Source organism: Janthinobacterium sp. 13 (genome assembly GCF_002749695.1).
Classification (GTDB): Bacteria; Pseudomonadota; Gammaproteobacteria; order Burkholderiales; family Burkholderiaceae_D; genus Janthinobacterium; species Janthinobacterium kumbetense.
This window is the reverse complement of sequence record NZ_PEEQ01000001.1, coordinates 1,935,566-1,955,935: the sequence shown is the minus strand read 5'-3', so window position 1 is coordinate 1,955,935 and position 20,370 is coordinate 1,935,566. Positions and strand designations below refer to the sequence as shown.

The window sequence follows — 20,370 nt, the reverse complement described above, 5'->3', positions numbered from 1 at the left end:
AAAGGTGTGTTGTCAGACCACGGCCGGCATCGGCGACTTGTCCTTGTAGTCGCACAGGTCGGCAATCATGCAGTTCCAGCATTGTGGCTTGCGCGCCGTGCACGTGTAGCGGCCGTGCAGGATGAGCCAGTGGTGGGCGTCGTGCAGGAATTCCTTGGGGATGAATTTCAGCAGTTTTTGCTCGACGATATCGACATTCTTGCCCGGCGCGATGCCGGTGCGGTTCGAGACGCGGAAGATATGCGTGTCCACGGCCATCGTCGGTTCGCCAAACGCCGTGTTCATGACCACGTTGGCCGTCTTGCGGCCCACGCCGGGCAAGGCTTCCAGCGAGGCGCGGTCGCGCGGCACTTCGCCGCCGTGCTGCTCGAGCAGGATCTGGCAGGTGGCGATGACGTTCTTCGCCTTGGTGCGGAACAGGCCGATGGTGCGGATGTAGCTGGCCAGCTCGTCCACGCCCAGGGCCAGTATCGTGGCTGGCGTATTGGCGACCGGATACAGCAAGCGGGTCGCCTTGTTGACGGACACGTCCGTCGCCTGTGCCGACAGCAGCACGGCGATCAGCAGCTCGAACGGCGTCGTGTAGTCGAGTTCCGTTTTCGGGGAGGGATTGGCGGCGCGAAAGCGCGTAAAGATTTCCAGGCGTTTGGCGGCGTTCATGCGTCTTTTTTCGGGGTGGTGGGGGCTGGCTGGGGGGTATCCGTGCTGGCGGCAGCGGCCTTGGCGCGTGCGCGCTCCATGGCGGCGGCGATGATGGCGCGCTTGCGTTCCTTTTCCGCCTGTTCGTCGGGCGTGACGGGCACTTCCTGCGTCACTTCGCGCATCTTGGCGACGGCCTTGGCAGCCAGGCGCGCTTCGTTTTCCTCCGTTTCGCGGCGCAGGCGCTGCGTGCGGAAATCGTGGCGCGCGCGCGCGTCGTCTGCTTCTGTCTGGCTCCAGGCATCCCAGCCCGTGGCGTCGCCGCTGACCGGGTACATGACGATGCAGTCGACGGGGCAGGGCGCCACGCACAAGTCGCAGCCCGTGCACAGGCTTGTCACCACCGTATGCATCTGCTTGGCGGCGCCGACGATGGCGTCCACCGGGCAAGCCTGAATGCACAGGGTACAGCCGATACACAGCGATTCGTCGATATAGGCGACAGATCGCGGACGTTCGAGGCCGTTGACGGGATTGAGCGGGATGATTTTTTTGCCCAGCAAGCCGGCCAGGCGCACGATGCCTTGCGCACCGCCCGGTGGGCACTGGTTGATGTCGGCGCTGCCGGCGGCAATCGCTTCCGCATACGGGCGGCAACCGTTGTAGCCGCATTTGGTGCATTGCGTTTGCGGCAGCAAGTCTTCGATCTGGTCGGCAAGTGAGGGAGGGGCAGGGTGCGGCACGGTCATCTTCCACGGTAAAACGCCATTATCGGCCATCCGGCACGCGCACAAGTAAAAACCTGTTGCGCAAGAGGGGATAGCCGGCGCCATGACAGCCTGTTGCAGGCGCGCCGCAATCGTATTTTATTTCCCATGGGAATGTCAAAGTGCAAATAAACAACTTTGCAATTTCTTTTTTTTGTGGGAGCATGATTTTTATCAAGCCAGTGATCAAAAAAAGCCGACCGCCAGTCCTGTTGCCGCGCCTGCATTGCAAGGTGCGCCAGGCCATAGGAGCCAAACATGCGTTTCCTCCGGACAGTTGGTTTGCCCTTCTGTTTGTTCATGCACTCTGCACTTGCCCTTGCACACGGGCAGGCTAGTTCCCCCATGGCGGCGCCGGGCGCTGCCAGCTCGCGCATCGTCCGCTTCGCGGCGGAAGACTGGCCGCCTTTTATTTCCCGCAGCCTACCGGCCGATGGCATGTCGGGCGCCATGGTCAGCGCCGTTTTCGAGCGTCTCGGCTATACGGTCAAGTATGACTATTTTCCCTGGAAGCGCGCCATGCAGTTTGGCCTGGCCAGTTCCCGCTATGCCGGGTTTCTGGCCGTGTGGCGCACGCCGGAACGGGAAAAACTCTGCCACTTTTCTGTTCCGGTTGGTAACACGCAGGGTGTGCTGGCCTACCTGAAAGAGGACGGCGTGCCTGGCGCCAGCCTGGCCGACCTGGGCAAGCTGCGCATCGGCACCGTGGCCGGCTACTCGAATGGGGAACAGTTCGATGGCATGGTGGCGCGCGGCGAGCTGAAGACGGAAGAGGGTTTGAACGACGCGACGAATCTGAAGAAACTGTTCATCAAGCGTTACCGCGTGATCGTCATCGAGCGCCATGTCCTGCAGCACTTGTTGATGGGGCGCAACTTCAGCAAGGCCGAGCGCGAACGCATCGCCGTCATCGATACCGTTTTCAAGGAGCGTCCCGTGCATGTGTGCTTCCAGCGCGATGCCGGGGGGGCGGCGTGGCAAAAACGCTTCAACGAGGCGGCGCGCGATATCGATACGGCCCGGCTGGAACGCGATTACTGGAAGCGGCTCGACCAGAGCCTGGCGACCGCCCCGGCGACTCCCTGACACGGCGCGCCGCCGCTGTTGTTAGTTGCCAAAACGAAATATCTAAATACGAAACCATTCGTTCTTGTTTGTTTGTCCATCCTTTAGTCTGCAGCCACTGTGTTGACGACTTTGAAAGGATGTTTTCGTATGCTGGAACCGATTCACAAGCATGACCCCGCCCCGCGTTTGCGGCAACTGGCGCACGCCGTCTCCGTGGCCGTACTGCTGCTGGGGGCGCCTGGCGTGGTCCACGCGCAGGCCGCGCCGGATGGCGCTGGCGCACTGGCCGCCGCGCCGTATGACACCGTCATCGTCACGGGGGCGCGCGGCACGGGCCGCACGGTGGCCAACAGCGCCGCACCCATCGACGTGATCAGCGCACAGCAATTGCAAGCCACGGGCAAGCTGAACTTGCTCGATGCGCTGGACACGGCCTTGCCGTCGTTCAACTTGCCAGCCCGCGTGCAGCCGGACCTGGGCAGCATCGTGCGTGCCGGGCAGTTGCGCAACCTCGACCCGTCGCATACCCTGGTATTGGTCAACGGCAAGCGCCGGCATACGACGGCCATCGTCAACGAGGATGGTTTTCCCGGTTCCGTCGCCACCGACCTGGCCCTGATACCCACGGGCGCCATTGCCCGCGTGGAAATCCTGCGCGATGGCGCTTCGGCCATCTACGGTTCCGACGCCATTGCCGGCGTCATCAACATCATCCTGAAAGCGGATGACAAGGGCAGCTTCAGCACGCAACTCGGCTCCACCTACGACGGCGACGGCACGAACGGTTCCGTGCGCATCGATGGCGGCACGCGCCTGGGCGAACACGGCTTTGCCCACTTCGGCGCCGAAGTCCAGCGCCAGGGCATCGCCGTGCGCAATTTCGGCCTGAATCCCGGCTACCTGTCGTATCCGGTCGTGCGCAACAGCGATGGCCAGCTGGTGAAATTGGGACCGAACAACAGCTTGCCGGCCGGCGCTTCGCCGAACCCGGCAGAAGCAAGCCGCAACAGCAATCCATGGCGCAATACGGGCGTGCCGCAAAGCACGACCGCCTCCCTTAGTGCCAACCTCGGCTATGACGTGTCGAACGAGGTGCAACTGTACGGCTTCGGCACGTATGCGCACCGCAATGCCCGCTCGGCGCAGAATTTCCGTCTGCCCAATACCATTTTTAATAACAACAAAGGCTTGCTGTCCGTGTATCCCGACGGCTTCACGCCGTATGAAACGACGAGCGAAAGCGATTTTTCCCTGACGGGCGGAGTCAAGGGCGAGACGGCGGGCTGGAACTGGGATATCAGCAGTACTTACGGACGCGACGATATCGACGTGGGCGTGGAAAATTCGGCCAATTATTCGCTGAGCTATCCAGGTGGCAAGACGGATTTCACCATCGGCAATCAGCGCTACAGCCGCTCGACCACCAACGCCGACGCGCGCCGTCCCGTGCCGCTGGGCTTGAGCGAGCCGGCCGACCTGAGCGTCGGTCTCGAGTATTCGCATGAAACGCAGCAACGCAGCCCAGGTGAACCCGCTTCCTGGCAGGGCAGCGGCTCATCGGCGCTGGCCGGTTACCTGCCCGTCGACGCCTCGGACACGGCGCGCCACAGCTATGCGGCGTATATCGGCCTGGGCGCGAAACTGACGCCGCAATTGCTGCTCGACACGGCATTGCGTGCCGAGAAATATTCTGATTTCGGCAGCAAGACGACAGGCCGTTTGTCCGCCCGCTATGACGTCACGCCTTCGGTCGCCGTGCGCGGCACCGTCAGCAATGGTTTCCATGCGCCGAGCCTGGTGACGCAATCGTACTCGAACACCTCCGATCATGCGGGCGTGCCATATACCCTGGCGCAGCCGAACTCGACCGCAGCGCGGGCACTGGGTGCGCAAGCGCTGAAACCGGAAAAATCGACGAATCTGTCGGCCGGGCTGACCTTCAATCCTACGCCTACCCTGCGCCTGGCCGTTGACGCGTATCAAATCAAGGTCAGCGACCGCCTGGGCGTGTCGTCGAACATCGGCATCGACCGCAGCTCGGGCGTGGCGCTCGACGGCAGCGGCCGGCCACTGACGGCGGCGCAAGCGAGCGTGATCGAAAACCTGCTGCGCTCGGCGGGGTTGACAGTCGGCAATGGTCTTGTCGCGCATTACTTTGCCAACGTGGGCGACACGCGCACGCGCGGCATCGATTTGACGGCCGAGGATGTCTTGCGCGTGGCCGACGGCAAGCTGCGCTGGACGGCGGCCGCGAATATCAACCACACGAGCCTGGTCGGCAAGGCGGCCTTGCCGGCGGTGCTGCAAGGCTTGCCGAATATCGGCACCCTGAGCAAATCGGCCGAGTACGACTTGTTGTACCGGGCGCCGCGCGACAAGGAAATCGTCACCCTGGCGTATGAAAAGGCGGGCTGGACGTTCAACGTGCGCGAGACGCGTTACGGCAAGCTCAAGCGCCTGAACGCCATCACGGGCGGCGATTACCAGCTGAAAGCCGCCTTCGTGACGGATGTCAGCGTCGGCTACGACATCAGCAAGCGCATCAACGTGACGGTGGGCGCCAACAATGTCTTCGACCAGAAACCGGGCCAGGTGCCGCGCGACGCGCGCAGCGCCGCGAATCTGGCGCAGTACACGGGCGCTTACGACAACTCGGGACCGTTGGGCGTACTGGGCGGTTATTACTACGCCCGCGCCACCGTTCACTTTTGATCTGCCTTCTCTCCATACTCATAATCAAGAACAGGAAATCCTATGTCAGACAATACTCAACACGCGGCCATCGACCTGGAATGGGCCAATCTCCTCTCGCCGCAGCGCCGCACGGTCTTGCGCGGCGGCGGCCTGGTGGCGGCGCTGGCCGCTTCGGGCCTGGCCGGCACGGCCCTGGCCCAGGATGGCGCCGTCAAGCGCGCCAAACCAGCACCGGGCAAGAGTCCGTGGGGCGAGCATACGGACACGGCGCCCACGCCGCGCCCCGTCAGCGTGCGGCCCGGCGAGGAAACCTTGCCATCGAAGCCACGTGCCTACACGGATATCGAGAGCTATCACGCGCATATCTATTTTGACGAAGACAGTTACCAAAAGGCGGCGCTGATACGCAAGTGGGCGGCCGAGCGTTTCCAGATCGAACTGGGCGACTGGAACCTGGAGCCGCGCGGCCCGCACGTGACGCCGTCGTTTTACTTTGGCTTCACGAATGACTTGCTGCCCGTCATCGTGCCGTGGCTGCAACTCAATAGCCTGGGCCTGACGATACTGATCCACCCGAACACGGAAGATCCGCGCGCCGACCATTTGTATTACGCGCTGTGGGTGAACCGCTCGCAGCCCGTGAATGGCTATGCGATGAAGAAGCCGGGGCCGGGCGAGCCGCGAGTCGAGCAGATCTTTGTCAATACGCGCCCGACGGTGAAGGTCGAAACGTCACGCGCATGAGCCGGGCATAAAAAAAACGGCACGCCAGGGTAGCCTGGCGTGCCGTTTTGCCTGAAATACTGCGGATCAGGAATGTTTCTGGATGAATTCGCCGATTTTCGGGCAAATGATTTCGCGCCAGCGGCGGCCCGAGAAAATGCCATAATGGCCACATTTTGGCGCCACGAAATCCTGCTGCATCTCGGCAGGGATGCCGGAACACAGGTCATGCGCCGCCTGCGTCTGGCCGGCGCCGGAAATGTCGTCCAGCTCGCCTTCTACGGTGAACAGCGCCACATTCGTGATGTCTTGCGGACGCACCAGCTGGCCGCCCACTTTCCACGTGCCCATCGGCAAGCTGAATTCCTGGAAAACCGTTTTAATGGTTTCCAGGTAGTACTCGGCCGGCATGTCCAGCACGGCGTTGTACTCGTTGTAGAACTGGCGATGGCCTTCCGCTGGCTCGTCGTCGCCCGTCACCAGGTGCATGTAGAACTCGCGATGGCTTTGCGCGTGACGGCCCGGGTTCATGGCGATGAAGCCGGCGTGCTGCAGGAAGCCCGGATACACCTTGCGGCCAAAACCCGGGTAGTTCGGCGGCACCGCGTAGATCACGGTGTTTTCAAACCACGAGAATTTCTTTTCCGTCGCCAGGTTGTTCACTTGCGTGGGCGAGCGGCGCGGGTCGATGGGGCCGCCCATCATCGTCATGGTTTTCGGCATGTGCGGATCTTTGGCCGTCGCCATCAGCGAGATGGCAGCCAGCACGGGCACGGTCGGTTGACAGACGGAAATGACGTGCAAGTCAGGCGCCAGCAGGCGGATGAATTCCTGCACATAATAAATGTAGTCGTCCAGGTGGAACGGCCCTTCCGTCAGCGGTACCATGCGCGCGTCCGTCCAGTCGGTGATGTAGACATCGTGCTCGGCCAGCAAGCCGCGCACGGTATCGCGCAGCAGGGTCGAGTGGTGACCGGACAGGGGGGCAACCAGCAAAACTTTGGGCTGTTGCAAGCCAGTGGCTTCTTTTTTGAAGTGAATCAGGCGGCAAAACGGTTTTGTCACGACAACGTGTTCGCGGATGTCGACGTTCTCGCCTTGGACGAGAACGGATTTGATGTCAAATTGTGGTTTTTCGTAGTCTTTGCCAAGGCGGTACATCAGCTCGTAGCCGGCTGCGATGCGTTGCGAAAACGGGGTGTGGGCCAGTGGAGAAACCGGGTTGGTAAATAACTTGGAGGACATGTCTGCCCATTGCATCACCGGAGTGAGGAAGGAGCGTTGCAGTTCGTGCAGTTGGTAAAGCATATATAGTCCTTGTTTAATTCCAAGCGCCAATATCGGCTCAAATATCATAATCCAATTTTACGATATTTGTTGAGGACAAAATGTGCATTACCGCGCATAGGTCCACAGTTTGCGCTTTGGTGTGACAGCGCGCCACACTTGCGTGGATAGACCTGCAACGATGCTCTAAAAGCAAAAAAAGCAGCGTTTCCGCTGCTTTTTGTACATTTTTTCACCGCCACGCCCCTGCGGAGAACAGTGTCTCCGCCGGAAACGGCGCGGCAAGTGCCGTGCGCTTAGCGCACCAGCATGTCGAGCTTGTCCTTGACGTCCTTGTATTGCTCGGCTTCCGGCAAGGCAGCCTTCGTCTTGGTGATCGAAGGCCAGTTACGGGCCAGGTCGACGTTGATCTTGATGAAGGCTTGCTGGTCGCCCGGCACGTCTTCTTCCGCGAAAATCGCGTTCACCGGGCACTCTGCCACGCAGACTGCGCAGTCAATACATTCGTCCGGATCGATTGCCAGGAAGTTCGGGCCTTCCCGGAAACAATCTACCGGGCAGACATCGACGCAGTCGGTATAGCGACAGGCGATGCAGGATTCGGTGACAACGTGGGTCATAACAGTCCTATCAATTTGGGGGGAGGTGCTGTAGCGCCTGCAGGAACCTCGGCGGCGCATACTAAAGCAAAGCATTGTATTTTAAGGCAATTCGCTATTTCTCACAAATCCCGCTTATATACAATACATATAAGCAAATTCATTTTTTGGCAGCGCCGTTGCCGCGCAGAGCGTGCAATTCAGCGACTATCCGGGACGTTACCATGAAGAACGCGGCAAGAAAGCGACAGTCGCCCGATGCTGCCGGGAGCAGGACGGGCGAGGCGGAAGCTCGCCGTGTGGTGTTTTTGTTTTACCCAAATCAAGATCGGTAAAAATAAGTGCCAGAACAATCAGGCGCTGGCGCGTATTTGCGTCAGCAACTGTTGCCAACGTGCATTTTCAGCACTGCCATCTTCGGCAAACGTGATGGTGCGGCGTGCGGCCGGTGCCTCGACGGTGATCTGCCAATGGGGGATATCGGCGCCCACCTGTTCGCCCGTGCCCTGCGGGTGCGTGAAAAAACCGCTGCTGGCCAGTGCTGCTTCCAGCCCGGGGCCGGCCGGGTGGGCTTGCGTATCGATGTCGTACTGTTCGCTCAGGCCGGCAAAGCCGCCGCTGCTGCGGGCTGAAATTTTCATGCTGCTCCTTCTTGGGCACGGTGGTGGGGAAATGATGCGGCATGCCGTCGCCTGCGGCTGACCGCTGGCGGGCTTGCGGCGCAGGGCGTTTACCGGGGGGCGTAACTGCGGCACCAGGCCGCCAGCGCTTCGCGCTCCGCTTCCAGTAATTGATCCGATTCGCTGTATTCCGCATGGTTCATGGTACCGCAGCAGGCGCGCCTGTCTTGCACGGCGCCCGCTTCGTCGATGACATCGGGGGCAAAGGTCATTTGTCCATCCTCCGTCATGGCATTGTCCTTGAGCACTTCGCGCACGGTAAAGCTGTTGCGGATGAAATCGAGGTAGCTGGTAAAGCCGTCGGCTTGCGCCAGGGTCAGCATGTGGCCGGCCACGTCGGCGTACGTGGCCGCCTGGTCGGGGGACGCCACCAGGGCGCGCAAGACCAGGCTGCGCAGGTAGTCGCCGCAACGGTGCAGCACGGCCGCGTCATCTTCCAGCTGGGGCTGGCGTTCGTGGGCAAAGATGTCGGCCAGGATGTCGTAGATAGCGCCTGTAAACACTTGCGAGATGGCGTGCACTTCCGTGCCGGCCTCCGACAATTTGATGTCGTTATCGGCATTGCGCAAGCCGTTCGGCCGGCCCAGCGCCAGGCCGAACTGTTCCGCCAGGTCGGCCAGGAAAGTTTTGTCGTGCAGGTCGGACTTGGTTTGCGCGATCACGGCTTCGACCTGGTCCAGTTGCGACAGGGCCAGGAAGATGGCCGTCAGGTCGCCGAATGATTCGTGCAATCCGCCCGTCTGCGGTGGATTATTGTTGAGCAGCCAATTCGGCTTGAGGCCATCGAGGATGGCGTGCCCGGTTTCATGCGAGACGATGTCGAGCGAACGGCAAGTGTAGACGCGCTCGGTGGCGCCGCTGGGAATGAAGTCGCCGAACTTGAGGGCCTTGTCGCTGCGGCTGTAATAGGCATTCATGACATTGGGCAAGCCGTGCGGGAACACGCGCAGCGGTGCCGTGTTGCTGGCGCTATTCCATTGCCAGGGCAGGGGCGGCGCCGTGTTGTTGCTGGCCATCGCGCGCTGGTACATGGTCAGCGTCATGCGCACGATGGCAAACGTGTGCACGGCGTCGAACTGGTCGGTGTTGGGCGAGACGATGAAGTCGCCAAAGGCGTTCGGGCTGACCTGGGCGATGCCCGGCTCGCCAAAGGTGATGCGCGCGTCGCGCGGACCTTGCAGGAGCAGGCCGGGCAGGAAGGCCTTGCGCGTGCCCAGCTCGCTCACGGACGGGTCTTGCTTCCAGATCAGCACGCGCGAACCGACGGGCACGGCGGCCAGGTTGCGGACCGTGGCGTCCGTCAGGCGGGGCGGACCCGGCTGCAGGGTCAGTTGCGCATTCTTGCGGTGCAGGCGGTAGGGCGCCGAGGGGGTAGGGACGTAGCCGACAGGCAAGGACACGCATTTGGTCAGCACGGCTTCGACCGGCACGATGACTTTCTGGTCCATGGTAGCTCTCCAAGACACTCGCAACTGGAATGGAGATAGTCGGCCTGCTTCGGTGGTTGCGGTTTGATGCGGCGCAAGTGCGGCGCAAGAAAGCGCGGTTTTTTCCGTGTGCCGCCGTTCCCCATGGCTGCGGCTGCCGCGTGGCGGCTGGTATGATGCTGGCCGTATGGCACCCGTTTTTATAATAAAAGGATCGTTTGATGGCGGATATAAATATAGTTCAGCAACATAAGCTGACAGCAGCAAAGGCGCGCGAAGCGGCGCAGCAAGTGGCCGACAAGCTGGCCCAGGAATATGACCTGGCCTGCGCCTGGGATGGCGATGTGCTGCGCTTCGAGCGCAGCGGCGTCGATGGTTCGCTGACCCTGGAAAAAGAGCAGGCGCAGCTGCAAATCAAGCTGGGCTTCATGCTCAGCGCCTTCGCTTCCACGATTGAAGGCAAGATCGCCGAAAAGATGCGCAAGGTGTTTACCGAGCCAGTTTGACCCGCTTGTCTGGCGCCATGTTTGGTGCTAGAAAACGTGTCGCAGCGATGGGCGAAAAGACGATGAAAACACGTCGCTTTTCGCCTTTTTCACGTCTGACTGTACGCTGGCGAACATTGCTAGCACATTTCTATTTGGAAAGCCATTGGACTTTGGCGGCTTTTTGCGTTATACTTGAGTCATATTTACAACAGCTACACCGCGTTTCACCATCTGCTTCGCAGTACTCCCCACTCGCTGAGTGGTGAATAATTCATTGGGTTTTACACCCGCATCCAGTTAAAAGTAGCTTGGTCGATTTTTTTTCGGTCAAATACATTTGGTGCCATGTATTTGCATGGCGCTAGCGTTGTTAAAAGTCCTGAACCACAGCCTCTTTTAGCACGCACACGGCACCCCGGCACCGGCTTTGGCCATCCGCTGGTCACATGCGTGTCACCCCCTGTTTCCTGTCGCTCCCGTGCGCTTTTGCGCCGTGGCGTAGCCGACGCAACAGGGTTTGCTGATTCCCGCCGCAAGCTGGCAGCTTGCTGGGTTTCATTCCATTCGTCAAATCGAGGGAGAACCACATCGTGGCAAAACAAATCATTATCGACCATGTGTTCAAAGTGTTCGGCGACAAGCCAGAAGAAGCACTTGAACTCGTCCACCAGGGCGCCAGCAAGCAGGATATCCTGGCCCAGACTGACTGCACCATCGGCGTTTTCGACGCCACCTTTACCATTGAAGCGGGCGAGATCTTCGTCATCATGGGCCTGTCCGGTTCGGGCAAGTCGACCCTGGTGCGCATGCTGAACCGCCTGATCGAGCCGACCGCCGGCCGCATCCTGATCGACGGCAACGACATCAATACCTTGCCGGACGCCCAGCTGCGCGCCCTGCGCCGCAAGGACATCAGCATGGTGTTCCAGTCGTTCGCGCTGCTGCCGCAAATTACCGTGCTCGACAACACTGCCTTCGGCATGGAACTGGCCGGCATGCCCAAGGCCGAGCGCCATGCGCTGGCCCAGCAAGCTCTGGAACAAGTGGGCCTGGACGGCTACGGCGCCAGCTATCCCGACGAATTGTCGGGCGGCATGCAGCAGCGCGTGGGCCTGGCCCGTGCGCTGGCCTGCGATCCATCGATTCTGCTGATGGATGAAGCGTTTTCCGCGCTCGATCCGATTATCCGTACGGAAATGCAATCGGAACTGCTGCGCTTGCAGCAAATCAAGCGCCGCACCATCGTCTTCATTTCGCATGACCTCGACGAAGCCATGCGCATCGGCGACCGCGTTGCCATCATGAAAGACGGCCACGTGGTGCAAGTGGGCACGCCGGAAGAAATCCTGCGCAAGCCTGCCAACGATTACGTGCGCAACTTCGTGCGCGGCGTCGATGCGGCGGCCGTCTTCAAGGCCAGCGATATCGCCCGCAAGAGCCAGATCGTCGTGTCCGAGTCGCCGAGCCGCGGCTCGCGCGCCGCGCTGTCGATGCTGGAAGAGCAGGATCGCGCGTTTGCCTACGTCGTCAATCCGCAGCGCAAGTTCCTCGGCGTCGTCTCGGCCGATTCGCTGCGCAGTGCGCTCGACGGCCATGTGGGTCCGCTGGGCCTGGCGCATGCCTATCTGCCCGACGTGCAGACCATCAATGCAGATGAGCCAGTCGCCGGTCTGTTCGGCCAGGTGGCGCAACTGCCTTACGCCGTCCCTGTGGTGGCCAATGACGGCAGCTTCCGCGGCGCCATCAGCAAGACAACCTTGCTGAAGTTCCTTGACCGCGACACGCCAGCCATAGCCGAACAACAACAGAAAGGACAAGCATGAATCCAAGCACCGTTTCCACAGTAGAACCTGTTGTTGAACAGGCCGCTCAAATCAATCCCTGGGCGCTGACGCCGCCTACCGACGCCAGCACCGCCTGGCTGGACGCCGCCGCGCCTGCCGTGCAGCCGGAACATGCGTCCGGCTTTCACCTGACGCAGATTTTCGACGGCTCGCTGCCGCTGGAAAGCTGGATCAACCAGGGCCTGGGCTGGGTCGTCGCGCATTTCCGTCCCTTCTTCCAGGCCGTGCGCGCGCCGATCGACAGCGTGCTGTCCGGCGTGGAAGGCGTGCTGCTGGCCGCCCCGTCGCTGACGGTGATCGCCATCATCGGCTTGCTGGCATGGCAATTTACCAGCCGCACCCTGGCCATCGGCACCGTGCTGGCGCTGCTGGTGGTGTCGATGCTGGGCATCTGGCCGGAAGCCATGACGACCTTGTCGCTGGTCTTGACGTCGCTGGCGTTCTGCATGGCCATCGGCTTGCCGTTGGGCATCTTCCTTGCCAGCAGCGACCGCGCGCAGAATATCCTGCGCCCCCTGCTCGACGCCATGCAGACGACGCCCGCCTTCGTCTACCTGGTGCCCGTGGTGATGCTGTTTGGTATCGGTAATGCGCCTGGCGTGATCGTGACGATCATCTTTGCCCTGCCGCCGCTGGTACGTTTGACCAACCTCGGCATCCGCCAGGTGCGTCCCGACCTGATCGAAGCGGCCCGCGCCTATGGCGCCTCGCCGTGGCAGTTGCTGACCCGCGTGCAATTTCCGCTGGCTATGCCATCGATCATGGCCGGTATCAACCAGTCGCTGATGCTGTCGCTGTCGATGGTCGTGATCGCCTCGATGATCGCCGTGGGCGGCCTGGGCCAGATGGTATTGCGCGGCATCGGCCGCCTGGACATGGGCCTGGCCACCGTGGGCGGCCTGGGCATCGTGCTGCTGGCCATCACCCTGGACCGCTTGACGCAAGCGATGGGCCAGCCACGCCGCGGCGTGCGCCACTGGTACCAGACGGGTCCTGCCGGTTTCGTGCTGCGCCTGGTGCGCGGCAATGCGGAGAAAAATAATGTTGAACAGCAAGTAACGCTGGCCAACGCACAATAAAGGATACACATGCATCAAATCGACAATTTCAAAGTGACGCAAAAATCGCAACGCAAGTTCCAGCTGTTTTCCGCCCTGGCGATCGCCGCCATGGCCCTGACCACCAGCCTGGCCATGGCGCAGACGCCGGCCGCCGCTGCCGATGCGCTGCCCGGCAAGGGCGTCAAGGTGCAACCGCTGCAAAGCTCGATCGCGGAAGAAACCTTCCAGACCATGCTGGTCGACAAGGCCCTGGAAAAGCTGGGCTACGAAGTGCAGCCCATCAAGGAAGTGGAATATCCGACGGCGCATATCGCCATTGCCAACGGTGACGCCACCTTCATGGCCGTGCACTGGGACCCGATGCACAAGGATTTCTATAACAATGCGGGCGGCGACGCCAAGCTGTCGCGCACGGGCCAGTATGCGGGGCCTGCCGCGCAAGGTTATCTGATCGACAAGGCGACGGCGGAAAAGTACAACATCACGAATATCGACCAGTTGCGCGATCCCAACCTGGCCAAGCTGTTCGACCATGATGGCGATGGCAAGGCCGACTTGACCGGTTGCAACCCCGGCTGGGGCTGCGAAGCGCTGATCGAGAACCACATGGATGCGTATAAATTGCGCAAGACGGTGACCCACGTGCAGGGCAGCTATGCGGCCCTGATCGCCGACACCCTGGGCCGCTACAAGCGTGGCGAACCGATCCTGTATTACACGTGGACGCCGTACTGGGTCAGCGGCGTGCTGGTGCCGGGCAAGGACGTGGTCTGGCTGAAAGTGCCGTTCTCGGCCAATCCGGACAAGGTGAATACCCGTCTCGACGATGGCAGCGACTACGGCTTTGCCGTCAACACGGCGCGCATCGTGTCGAACAAGGCCTGGGCGGAGAAGAATCCGGCCGCAGCCAAGCTGTTCGAAGTGATGCAATTGCCCGTGGCGGACATCAATGCGCAGAACGAGCGCATGCGCCGCGGCGAAAACACGCAAGCCGATATCGCCCGTCATACGGCTGGCTGGATCAAGTTCCACCAGCAGACGTTTGACGGCTGGATCGCGCAAGCGCTGGCGGCGGCGAAAAAGTAAGTTTGCGGCTGAGACAGGCGTAAAAAAAGTGGCTACCGATTTGGTAGCCACTTTTGCATTTTCAGCCTGTTTTTGTGGTTTTTGGTGAGTTTTCAGCCGTTTTCGGCCCATTTCTCTGCAAAACAGGCGTTTTCAGGTTTAATCCTTCAAGTCTTCGATCAGGTCGATGTATTGCTGTTGCGCCTCTTCCTTCGAGGTGCCGGCCAGGGCCGCCCAGGCGTCGAACTTGGCGCGGTTGACGAAGTCGGTCATGCCAGGACGCTCGCCCGTGGCGTCGCCGCTCGACGCTTGCTTGAACAAGGCGTAGATTTTCAACAAGGTCATATTGTCCGGACGCTCGGACAGGGTCTTGGAATCGAGCTGCGCTTGTTCGAATTGCTCTTGTAAACTCATGATGGCTCCTGTGTGCTGATGGAATCGCTGGAAAAGTGCGGCAGGCCCGGCGGAGTGGCCACCGTGCGTGCTGCAGTGCCTGACATCATAGTGAAAAAAGCGCGCCGTGCATTAGAGGACACACTCAAAACAAAAACGCCGCCGCTGAGTGAACAGGGGCGGCGTCGGTACAGTCGCTTGAGCGCTGCGGAGTCGGTGCTTATACGCCCAGCAGTTCGACGTCGAAAATCAGGGTGGCGTTCGGAGGAATCACGCCGCCGGCGCCGCGTGCGCCATAGCCCAGTGCTGCCGGGATGATCAGCTGGCGCTTGCCGCCCACTTTCATGCCTTGCACGCCTTCGTCCCAGCCTTGAATGACGCGGCCGGCGCCCAGCGGGAATTCGAATGGATCGTTGCGGTCCTTGCTCGAGTCAAATTTCGCGCCGGCGCTGCCGTCGTCGTTTTGCAGCCAGCCCGTGTAATGCACGACAACATTGTTGCCGGCTTGCGCTTCAGCGCCTTCGCCAACGGTGGTGTCGATGTATTGCAGGCCGGAAGCGGTAGTGGTGGTGGTCATGATTATCCTTGTGTAGGCGATGAAAGCTTCAGATTGTAGAGCAATGAGTTGCAAAGCGCCATTCCAGGCCTGGGACGGGGAAAAAACGGAAATTACGGCGATGTGTGGCTGCCGGCAGCATTTAAGGGGGGATTTCACACAATAAATACAGTGTTCCACGTAAAATGCATGTTTTGTATTTAACAGTGATTTTTGCCATGTTCCGCAGTCTACGCCGCCTTGTTTTTTCCTCGCTGTGCCTGGTTTCCGCAATATCGACGGCGCAAGCCGAAGTGGTGGTGGTGCTCAATTCCCGTGATGCTACGGTGCAACTGCTGGACCAGAAAACCTATGCTCCCCTGTCCACCTTTGCCGTCGGCAAGGAACCGCACCATCTGATGGAAACGCCGGACGGCAAGTCGCTGATCGTCGCCAGTTCCGTTGGCAACGAGCTGATTTTCCTCGACCCCGTGTCGGGCCAGATCCAGCGCCGCATCAGCAACATCCTCGACCCGTACCAGATCGGCTTTTCGCCGGACCAGAAATGGTTCATCTCGAACTCCTTGCGCCTGGACCGCATCGACCTGTACCGCTATGACGGCAAGAACCTGACCCTGGCCAAGCGCATCCCGCTGCCAAAATTGCCTAGTCATATGGCGTTCACGGCCGACAGCACCATGGCTTTCATTACGCAGCAGGGCAGCAACCAGGTCAGCGCCATCGACCTGGCCACGCAAACGGTGAAATGGACCATGCCTGTCGGTCCGGCGCCAGCCGGCATCACGATGACGCCCGATGGCAAGCATTTGCTGGTGGGCATCATGGGCAGCGATTACGTGGAAGTGATCGACTGGCGCACGCAAAAGACCGTCAAGCGCATCAAGGCAGGCGCCGGCACGCACAATTTCCGCGCGCTGGGCGACAACCGCATGACGTTCGTCTCGAACCGCGTGTCGAACACGATCAACATCATCGACCAGCAAACCCTGGAAAACGTGGGCACCATCAATGTGCCGGGCGGCCCCGATTGCATGGAAATCACGCCGGACGGCAAGACCATGTGGGTAACGTTGCGCTGGATCAAGAAAGTGGCCGTGATCGACCTGACCACGCGCAAGGTGATCAAGACCATCCCGGTGGGCCGCTCGCCCCATGGCGTGTATTTCGCCACCCACTCGCCGCGCATGTGATGAGCCGGTGATGATGAAACGCTTCATTTTCGCGGGCCACGCGCCCGCCATGCTGCTGTGCGCCAACGCCATGCTGTCGCCCGCGCATGCCGCCGCACCTGCTGCCGTACCTGCCGCCATATCTGCTGCCCCAGCCGCATCTGCAGCTGCATCGCCAGCGCCGGCCGCCTGCAAGGGCACCATCTACATGACGTTTGACACGGGCAGCCAGTCGCAAGCGCAACTGATCGCCGACGTGTTGAACAAGCGCCATGTGAAGGCAACCTTCTTCCTGGCCAATGAAAAGACCACGCGCGGCGACTATTCGCTCGATGCCTCGTGGGCGCCGTACTGGAAAGCCCGCGTGGCTGAAGGCCATGCGTTCGGCACGCATACGTTTGACCACGTGTACTGGAAGAAGGATCTGGCCAACGGCTTGATCCAGGTCAAGCCCCAGTTCGGCAAGGATGGCGGCAAGCTGGCGTCGTTCACGGATCAGCAATTCTGCGAGGAATTGCGCCGCGTCGATACGCGCTTCCAGGAGCTGACGGGGCGCAAGCTCGACCCGTTCTGGCGCGCGCCGGGCGGCTACACGTCGCCGCGCACCCTGGCGGCCGGCAGCGCCTGCGGCTATCAGCACGCGGGCTGGGCGCCGGCCGGCTATTCGGGCGATGAATTGCCCAGCGATAAGTATCCGAACGCCACGCTGCTGAAGAAAGCCCTGGCGAACTTGCGCAGCGGCGACATTTTCATCGCACACATGGGCATCTGGTCGCGCAAGGAGCCGTGGGCACCGGCCAACCTGGACGCCTTGATTTCCGGCCTGCAAGACAAAGGTTTCTGCTTTGCCACCCTGCGCGAGCACCCTGCCTATGCGCAGAAGAAGGGCCAGCCATGATCGCCGCCGACATCGTCAGCTTCGTCACGCCCGTCATCGATGCCGTGGTCGACGCCTTTGGAGCGGCGCAAGGATGGCTGTTCCAGACGGTGGTGAACCCGCTCGTATATCACCTGGGCTTTGGCGAATTCACGGAAGAAGCGTTCGAGGGCACGGAGTGGCTGCTGATCGGCCTGTGCGAACTGGTGCTGCTGTTTCTCGTGCTGCGTCCGCTCGAAGCCTTGATTCCCGCGCAAAAGATGACGGACCCGCGCGCCCGCTGGAACGATTTTATCTATACGGTGCTGCACCGCATCGGCCTGTTTTCCGTCGTGGTGTTCTTTACGCTCGATCCGCTGATGGATGCATTGGCGGGCGCCTTGCGCTTCGACAATATTCATCCATTGAACCTGGAATCGCTGTTGCCCGGCATCAGCCCCTTGCTCAGTTTTATCATTTATTTTGTGATACTGGACTTCGTCGACTATTGCTACCACCGGGCCTCGCACCATTTCGGCTGGTGGTGGGGCTTGCACAGCCTGCATCACAGCCAGCAAAACATGAACTTGTGGAGCGATGACCGCAATCACTTGCTCGATGACTTCCTGCGCGACGTGGTGATGGCGCTGGTGGCGCTCGGCATCGGCGTGCCGCCGGGCCAGTACGTGCTGCTGGTGTCGATTTCGCGCATTTTGCAAAGCTTGCAGCACGCAAATGTGAGGATACACTTCGGCCGCATCGGCGAGCGGCTCTTGATCTCGCCCCGTTTCCACCGCACGCATCACGCGATCGGCGTGGGGCACGAGTCGAAAGGCAAGGGCAGCATGGGTGGTTGCAACTTCGGCGTGGTCTTGCCGATTTGGGATATGCTGCTGGGCACCGCGAATTTCTCGGCGGGCTATGCGCGCACGGGCGTGCGCGACCAGCTGGCCCGCATCGACAGCAACGGTGTCGGCCGGCCGGGGCGCAACTATGGCCGCGGTTTCTGGCAGCAGCAATGGCTGGGCCTGCGCCGCATGGTGGAATTTGCAAGAATTAAACGAAAAGGACGCCGTTGATGCGTAATGTGTTGAATTCGTATGGCCGTGCTTTCCTGTCGCAATTGCATGGCAGGATACTGCTGCTGAGCGTGGCGCCGTTCATCCTGTCGCTGGTGCTGTGGGGCGGCTTGCTGTACGTGGGCTTGCAGCCGCTGATCGACAGCCTGCATGCGCTGTTCACGCAGTACGATTTCTTCCGCACCAGCGGCCAGGTGCTGACCACTTTCGGCCTGGGCGTGCTGAAAGCCGTGATCGTGCCGCTGATCGCCATGTTCATGCTGCTGCCGCTGATGATCTTGACGGCGCTGATCTTCATGGGCCTGTTCGCCATGCCGGCCATCGGCCGCCATATCGGCGGGCGGCACTTTCCTCAGCTGGAAAAGAAACATGGCGGCAGCCTGCTCGGCAGCGTGGGGACGTCCCTGGCCACGTTTTTACTCTTTATCGTCGCCTGGGTCATCCTGCTGCCCCTGTACGCGTTTCCGCCGGCCGCCCTGGCGGGGCAAGCCGTGCTGTGGGGCTGGCTGACCTACCGCGTGATGGCGTACGACGCCATGGCCGACTACGCCAGCGTGGACGAGCGCCACGCCATCATGCGCACGCAGCGCTGGCCCCTGCTGGCCATCGGCATGGTGTCCGGCGCGGCCGGCGCCGTGCCGGGCTTGCTGTGGATGGGCGGCGCGATGTCGGTGGTGTTCTTCCCCTTCCTGGCGGCGTTCGCCATCTGGCTGTACGTGCTGATCTTCATCTTTACGGGTCTGTGGTTCCAGTATTACTGCCTGGAAGCACTGTCGCGTTTGCGGGGCGTACGCGGCATGACTGACGTGGCGCCGGCGGACGCTTGAGTATTTTTATCGAATTCTACGAGGAAGCTTCATGGCTATCGGATTGATCATCATCGGCGACGAAATCCTGTCGGGCAAGCGCACGGACCAGCATTTCCCGAAAGTGGTGCAAATGCTCAAGGCGCGGGGATTGCAGCTGAGCTGGGCGGAATACGTGGGCGACGAGCCTGCCCGCCTGGTCGCCTTGCTCAAGCGCAGCTTTGCCAGCGGTGACATCGTCTTCAGCTTTGGCGGCATCGGCGCCACGCCGGACGACCATACGCGCCAGGCGGCGGCCGATGCGCTGGGCTTGCCGCTGGTGCTGCATCCGCAGGGCAAGATCAATATCCAGCAGCGCATCACGGAAATGGGCGTAGAGGCGGGCGTGCCGGCCGATTTGCACTCGCCGGAAAACCTGCACCGCCTGAAAATGGCGGAATTTGTCGAAGGCGCCGAGCTGATTCCGAATCCGTACAACAAGATTGCCGGCTTTGCCGTGCGCGAGCATTACTTCGTGCCCGGCTTTCCCATCATGTCCTGGCCCATGATCGAATGGGTGCTGGACACGCATTACCCCCATTTGTTCAACCAGGTGCCGCACGCGGAACATGCCTTGCTCGTGTACGAAACGGCCGAATCCCTGCTGACGCCGCTGATGGTGCGGCTGGAAGCGGAGTTTCCGTTGATCAAGGTTTTCAGCTTGCCCAGCGTGGGCGACGCGCAGACGCGCCGGCATATCGAACTGGGCGTCAAGGGCGAGCCGGCGCAAGCGGCGGCCGCCTTCGCGCAGATGTGCGCCGCACTCGATATCTTGCAGGCGGAATACACCACCATCTGACATGCAGCCAGCCCGGCGCCGGCAGCTTTTTTGCCGGCGTCCAGCCCGCCGTGCATCTATGTACGCAAGCGTACATTCCAAGACGTTGTTTTTTTGCGAAAATCTTCAATGAAGCAAGATTTTTGTGCGCGCTCGTCAGTCGTTTTCATGCCGATGTGGTGGAATGGTGAACAGGGGCCTTGCGTGTCAAACGCGGGGTCGCCTGCCTGTGCAGTAGCGTGTTTTTTTGATTTACCGGTATGGACATCATGTTAAGCAAGCTTTGTTGTGACCGGCCCTGGCTGGCCCTCGTCTTACCCTGCGCGGAGCGGTATCGCTGCCGCATTTCCCG

Annotated in this window: 21 protein-coding genes; 12 read left to right on the top strand and 9 right to left on the bottom strand. The window is 60.9% G+C overall.

All coding sequences use genetic code 11. The features are described 5' to 3' along the window. Nucleotides 1-12 precede the first annotated feature (12 nt). The 3 genes from nth to CLU94_RS27995 are packed head-to-tail and all read right to left on the bottom strand — an operon-like array spanning nt 13 to nt 1,708. Nucleotides 13-660: an endonuclease III gene (gene nth, locus CLU94_RS08530; protein WP_034782448.1), complete on the bottom strand. Its 648-nt coding sequence runs from the start codon at nt 658-660 to the stop codon at nt 13-15. Beyond that, entirely contained in the window at nt 657-1,388 is a 732-nt protein-coding gene (rsxB, locus tag CLU94_RS08525; RefSeq protein WP_099668216.1) for an electron transport complex subunit RsxB, read from the bottom strand. The genes nth and rsxB overlap by 4 nt, the downstream gene beginning before the upstream one ends. Beyond that, nucleotides 1,385-1,708: a hypothetical protein gene (locus CLU94_RS27995; protein ID WP_143451384.1), complete on the bottom strand. Its 324-nt coding sequence runs from the start codon at nt 1,706-1,708 to the stop codon at nt 1,385-1,387. Before CLU94_RS27995 ends, rsxB begins: the two co-directional genes overlap by 4 nt. A gap of 43 nt (nt 1,709-1,751) precedes the next feature. On the opposite strand from CLU94_RS27995, the gene CLU94_RS08520 reads away from it, so the two are divergent. The 3 genes from CLU94_RS08520 (at nt 1,752) to CLU94_RS08510 (ending at nt 5,912) form a co-directional block, all read left to right on the top strand. After that, nucleotides 1,752-2,492, top strand: a complete 741-nt coding sequence (locus tag CLU94_RS08520) for a substrate-binding periplasmic protein (protein ID WP_099665327.1) — start codon at nt 1,752-1,754, stop codon at nt 2,490-2,492. A 129-nt stretch (nt 2,493-2,621) separates the two neighbouring features. Then, nucleotides 2,622-5,186, top strand: coding sequence for a TonB-dependent receptor plug domain-containing protein (locus CLU94_RS08515; protein WP_099665326.1), 2,565 nt, complete (start codon nt 2,622-2,624; stop codon nt 5,184-5,186). Between the two features lie 42 nt (nt 5,187-5,228). Then, nucleotides 5,229-5,912 (top strand): DOPA 4,5-dioxygenase family protein, encoded by a 684-nt coding sequence (locus CLU94_RS08510; protein WP_099665325.1) that lies wholly within the window; start codon nt 5,229-5,231, stop codon nt 5,910-5,912. A 66-nt stretch (nt 5,913-5,978) separates the two neighbouring features. On the opposite strand, the gene CLU94_RS08505 is transcribed toward CLU94_RS08510, so the two are convergent. The 4 genes from CLU94_RS08505 to CLU94_RS08490 all read right to left on the bottom strand — a co-directional run bounded on the left by CLU94_RS08505 (nt 5,979) and on the right by CLU94_RS08490 (nt 9,905). Further along, entirely contained in the window at nt 5,979-7,199 is a 1,221-nt protein-coding gene (locus tag CLU94_RS08505; protein ID WP_077400193.1) for a polyhydroxyalkanoate depolymerase, read from the bottom strand. 275 nt (nt 7,200-7,474) lie between these two features. Further along, complete coding sequence (fdxA, locus tag CLU94_RS08500; protein ID WP_010395176.1) at nt 7,475-7,798, bottom strand: ferredoxin FdxA; 324 nt, start codon at nt 7,796-7,798, stop codon at nt 7,475-7,477. 332 nt (nt 7,799-8,130) lie between these two features. After that, entirely contained in the window at nt 8,131-8,418 is a 288-nt protein-coding gene (locus CLU94_RS08495) for a protealysin inhibitor emfourin (protein ID WP_077400196.1), read from the bottom strand. Nucleotides 8,419-8,507: 89 nt separating this feature from the next. Beyond that, nucleotides 8,508-9,905, bottom strand: a complete 1,398-nt coding sequence (locus CLU94_RS08490) for a hypothetical protein (RefSeq protein ID WP_099665324.1) — start codon at nt 9,903-9,905, stop codon at nt 8,508-8,510. A 200-nt stretch (nt 9,906-10,105) separates the two neighbouring features. Between CLU94_RS08490 and CLU94_RS08485 the strand changes: the two genes are divergently transcribed. The 4 genes from CLU94_RS08485 to proX all read left to right on the top strand — a co-directional run bounded on the left by CLU94_RS08485 (nt 10,106) and on the right by proX (nt 14,363). Next, nucleotides 10,106-10,390 carry a polyhydroxyalkanoic acid system family protein gene (locus CLU94_RS08485; protein ID WP_099665323.1) on the top strand — a complete coding sequence of 95 codons (285 nt, stop codon included), beginning with the start codon at nt 10,106-10,108 and terminating at the stop codon, nt 10,388-10,390. Nucleotides 10,391-10,962: 572 nt separating this feature from the next. After that, on the top strand, nt 10,963-12,195 hold the full coding sequence (gene proV, locus CLU94_RS08480) for a glycine betaine/L-proline ABC transporter ATP-binding protein ProV (protein ID WP_099668215.1): 1,233 nt from the start codon (nt 10,963-10,965) through the stop codon (nt 12,193-12,195). Beyond that, complete coding sequence (gene proW / locus CLU94_RS08475) at nt 12,192-13,295, top strand: glycine betaine/L-proline ABC transporter permease ProW (protein WP_099665322.1); 1,104 nt, start codon at nt 12,192-12,194, stop codon at nt 13,293-13,295. The genes proV and proW overlap by 4 nt, the downstream gene beginning before the upstream one ends. Nucleotides 13,296-13,304: 9 nt before the next feature. Next, entirely contained in the window at nt 13,305-14,363 is a 1,059-nt protein-coding gene (proX, locus tag CLU94_RS08470) for a glycine betaine/L-proline ABC transporter substrate-binding protein ProX (RefSeq protein WP_099665321.1), read from the top strand. A 138-nt stretch (nt 14,364-14,501) separates the two neighbouring features. Here the strand turns inward: proX and CLU94_RS08465 are convergent, their stop codons facing one another. Both CLU94_RS08465 and CLU94_RS08460 read right to left on the bottom strand, forming a co-directional pair. After that, entirely contained in the window at nt 14,502-14,756 is a 255-nt protein-coding gene (locus CLU94_RS08465) for an acyl-CoA-binding protein (RefSeq protein WP_034782468.1), read from the bottom strand. Between the two features lie 199 nt (nt 14,757-14,955). Then, entirely contained in the window at nt 14,956-15,312 is a 357-nt protein-coding gene (locus CLU94_RS08460; RefSeq protein ID WP_034782471.1) for an FKBP-type peptidyl-prolyl cis-trans isomerase, read from the bottom strand. A gap of 197 nt (nt 15,313-15,509) precedes the next feature. Here CLU94_RS08460 and CLU94_RS08455 point away from each other — a divergent pair, with 197 nt between their 5' ends. From CLU94_RS08455 to CLU94_RS08435, 5 genes are read left to right on the top strand one after another with little or no spacing between them, the layout of a single operon-like run. Beyond that, a complete protein-coding gene (locus tag CLU94_RS08455) occupies nt 15,510-16,481 on the top strand; it encodes a YVTN family beta-propeller repeat protein (protein WP_034760259.1) in 972 nt (323 codons plus the stop codon). Nucleotides 16,482-16,491: 10 nt separating this feature from the next. Continuing rightward, the gene (locus CLU94_RS08450; protein WP_373609984.1) at nt 16,492-17,358 is read left to right on the top strand and encodes a polysaccharide deacetylase family protein; all 867 of its coding nucleotides are present in this window, start codon (nt 16,492-16,494) and stop codon (nt 17,356-17,358) included. Next, the gene (locus CLU94_RS08445) at nt 17,355-18,395 is read left to right on the top strand and encodes a sterol desaturase family protein (protein ID WP_099665320.1); all 1,041 of its coding nucleotides are present in this window, start codon (nt 17,355-17,357) and stop codon (nt 18,393-18,395) included. The genes CLU94_RS08450 and CLU94_RS08445 overlap by 4 nt, the downstream gene beginning before the upstream one ends. Next, nucleotides 18,395-19,222, top strand: coding sequence for an EI24 domain-containing protein (locus tag CLU94_RS08440; protein ID WP_099665319.1), 828 nt, complete (start codon nt 18,395-18,397; stop codon nt 19,220-19,222). The genes CLU94_RS08445 and CLU94_RS08440 overlap by 1 nt, the downstream gene beginning before the upstream one ends. Before the next feature lie 31 nt (nt 19,223-19,253). Then, entirely contained in the window at nt 19,254-20,039 is a 786-nt protein-coding gene (locus CLU94_RS08435) for a competence/damage-inducible protein A (protein ID WP_099665318.1), read from the top strand. The last annotated feature ends 331 nt before the right edge of the window (nt 20,040-20,370 follow it).

Excerpts from the sequence above, each read along its gene's own strand:
- nth (WP_034782448.1), bottom strand. The coding sequence starts at position 660 with ATGAACGCCGCCAAACGCCTGGAAATCTTTACGCGCTTTCGCGCCGCC.
- rsxB (WP_099668216.1), bottom strand. The coding sequence starts at position 1,388 with ATGACCGTGCCGCACCCTGCCCCTCCCTCACTTGCCGACCAGATCGAA.
- CLU94_RS27995 (WP_143451384.1), bottom strand. The coding sequence starts at position 1,708 with ATGAACAAACAGAAGGGCAAACCAACTGTCCGGAGGAAACGCATGTTT.
- CLU94_RS08520 (WP_099665327.1), top strand. The coding sequence starts at position 1,752 with ATGGCGGCGCCGGGCGCTGCCAGCTCGCGCATCGTCCGCTTCGCGGCG.
- CLU94_RS08515 (WP_099665326.1), top strand. The coding sequence starts at position 2,622 with ATGCTGGAACCGATTCACAAGCATGACCCCGCCCCGCGTTTGCGGCAA.
- CLU94_RS08510 (WP_099665325.1), top strand. The coding sequence starts at position 5,229 with ATGTCAGACAATACTCAACACGCGGCCATCGACCTGGAATGGGCCAAT.
- CLU94_RS08505 (WP_077400193.1), bottom strand. The coding sequence starts at position 7,199 with ATGCTTTACCAACTGCACGAACTGCAACGCTCCTTCCTCACTCCGGTG.
- fdxA (WP_010395176.1), bottom strand. The coding sequence starts at position 7,798 with ATGACCCACGTTGTCACCGAATCCTGCATCGCCTGTCGCTATACCGAC.
- CLU94_RS08495 (WP_077400196.1), bottom strand. The coding sequence starts at position 8,418 with ATGAAAATTTCAGCCCGCAGCAGCGGCGGCTTTGCCGGCCTGAGCGAA.
- CLU94_RS08490 (WP_099665324.1), bottom strand. The coding sequence starts at position 9,905 with ATGGACCAGAAAGTCATCGTGCCGGTCGAAGCCGTGCTGACCAAATGC.
- CLU94_RS08485 (WP_099665323.1), top strand. The coding sequence starts at position 10,106 with ATGGCGGATATAAATATAGTTCAGCAACATAAGCTGACAGCAGCAAAG.
- proW (WP_099665322.1), top strand. The coding sequence starts at position 12,192 with ATGAATCCAAGCACCGTTTCCACAGTAGAACCTGTTGTTGAACAGGCC.
- proX (WP_099665321.1), top strand. The coding sequence starts at position 13,305 with ATGCATCAAATCGACAATTTCAAAGTGACGCAAAAATCGCAACGCAAG.
- CLU94_RS08465 (WP_034782468.1), bottom strand. The coding sequence starts at position 14,756 with ATGAGTTTACAAGAGCAATTCGAACAAGCGCAGCTCGATTCCAAGACC.
- CLU94_RS08460 (WP_034782471.1), bottom strand. The coding sequence starts at position 15,312 with ATGACCACCACCACTACCGCTTCCGGCCTGCAATACATCGACACCACC.
- CLU94_RS08455 (WP_034760259.1), top strand. The coding sequence starts at position 15,510 with ATGTTCCGCAGTCTACGCCGCCTTGTTTTTTCCTCGCTGTGCCTGGTT.
- CLU94_RS08450 (WP_373609984.1), top strand. The coding sequence starts at position 16,492 with ATGATGAAACGCTTCATTTTCGCGGGCCACGCGCCCGCCATGCTGCTG.
- CLU94_RS08445 (WP_099665320.1), top strand. The coding sequence starts at position 17,355 with ATGATCGCCGCCGACATCGTCAGCTTCGTCACGCCCGTCATCGATGCC.
- CLU94_RS08440 (WP_099665319.1), top strand. The coding sequence starts at position 18,395 with ATGCGTAATGTGTTGAATTCGTATGGCCGTGCTTTCCTGTCGCAATTG.
- CLU94_RS08435 (WP_099665318.1), top strand. The coding sequence starts at position 19,254 with ATGGCTATCGGATTGATCATCATCGGCGACGAAATCCTGTCGGGCAAG.